The organism is Methylomonas methanica, assembly GCF_001644035.1.
In the GTDB taxonomy this organism is placed as follows: Bacteria; Pseudomonadota; Gammaproteobacteria; order Methylococcales; family Methylomonadaceae; genus Methylomonas; species Methylomonas methanica_A.
On sequence record NZ_LUUG01000040.1, the window covers coordinates 1 to 1,523 of the forward strand.

The following is a 1,523-nucleotide window of genomic DNA, read 5'->3' on the forward strand; positions in this document are numbered from 1 at the left end:
CGTTTCGGCGGCGAAGAATTCGTGGTGGTCACTACCGAAATCCAGCCGGATAAAATCTTGCAACGTCTGGAAGCCTTGCGTGCGGCTATCGAAAGCTTATCGCTGAAGTTCGGTAATCATCAGCTGCCGCAGGTGACGGTATCGATAGGCGTGGCGATTTATCCGGTCCACGGCGGCAATCGGCTCGATCTGTTAACCCGTGCCGACCAAGCCCTTTACGTCGCCAAGGAAGCCGGCCGCAACCGGCTTGTCGTCGCAGATGACGGGACGGACGGCGCGCGCGACTAGTGAGTCGGTGCTTGGCGCGGCTGATAGGCAAACGGCTTGGCCAGCGGTTCGCCGACGAAAATACCCTGGCCGGGTTGGGCGACGCTTTTCCAATACGCTTCAATCACACTGCTGCCGCGCAGGTAGAAGTACATCAGTACGCCCGGATTGGGAAATTTGGCTGGGAAATTACAGGGTTCCACCACCGCGCCATAGCTGGCGGTAGCGCCGGCCCGCAGCCATTCGGTGATATTCATCTGATCACTGCCCGACATCACACCGCCCGAGGAGGTGAGATGGTCGGCAACAGCGCCCGGTAAATAGTGGTTATCCGCCAGATGCGGCACCTTGGTCAAGCCGGTGAAATAAAACATCACGTCCTGGCGTCCCTCAATGTATTCTTGCTCCAGATAATGCACAGGCCAAAAGCTGGTCAGCGATTCGGCCACTTTTGGAAACAGCACGGCTCTGGAGCTGCGGGCCTGGTCCGAGGTTTTTAACAAGTATGCCGAGCCTTGCGGATGCGAATAATCCGAGGCAACGCCGGTATCGATCAGCTTTTTCGCCTCCTCGAAGGTCTTGCCGGCCACGGCCATGGTCGGCCGCCAGCCGTGCGTTTTAAACGGTTTATCGGTTTCGGAGGTGAAGTACGGGCTGTTATGGGTTTGTACGCAGCCTTTTGCGCAGAAGGATTCGCTAAAACCGGCCGCGAAGGCCGTGGTGATGGACATGCAATCGACGCGAAACGGTTGCAGCCAGGTTAAGGCAAAGGCCTGTACATGCTCGGGAGTTTTTTGATCGACTTCCTGCTTAACCTGCTCGAATTGTTGTTTGGACATTACCGCCTGTTTCGGCGCAAAACGCACATGTATCATCTGTTCAGCCGGGATTTGCCGCTGTTTTTGATAATAAGCGGCAATTTCCACACTTAACGGGTCGGCGTCGTTGACGATAACCGCCAGATCATGGCCGGTCAGCGCCGCAGACGGCCGATACATCGGCGAGACGGGAGCGGCCAATGTTGGCGTGAAAAGCAGCTGGCTGAGGATAAGCCCTATCAGGGCGAATTTGCATGAATTAACGGGAAACACGCGTTACTCCGTGAGGTTGGCGGTCGAATTAATCGGATCGGTCACTTTAACCGGACACTAATTAAATGCAACATTCATTGTAAAATTTTTCGACAGTGGACAGCTTCCACGTTTCACTTGTCCAATTTAACCCGGCCGTTAAATCTCGTCGCTCCCGCCTTCGCG

The 1,523-nt window shown here is 55.4% G+C and carries 2 protein-coding genes; one reads left to right on the top strand and one right to left on the bottom strand.

Going from position 1 to position 1,523, the window contains the following annotated elements:
* On the top strand, nucleotides 1–288 hold a 288-nt coding region (locus A1332_RS01715), incomplete at its 5' end, for a GGDEF domain-containing protein (RefSeq protein ID WP_157203917.1).
* Here the strand turns inward: A1332_RS01715 and A1332_RS01720 are convergent.
* Nucleotides 285–1,358 carry a TIGR03790 family protein gene (locus tag A1332_RS01720; RefSeq protein ID WP_064006853.1) on the bottom strand — a complete coding sequence of 358 codons (1,074 nt, stop codon included), beginning with the start codon at nucleotides 1,356–1,358 and terminating at the stop codon, nucleotides 285–287. The two genes, A1332_RS01715 and A1332_RS01720, sit on opposite strands and share 4 nt — an antisense overlap.
* Nucleotides 1,359–1,523: the final 165 nt, after the last annotated feature.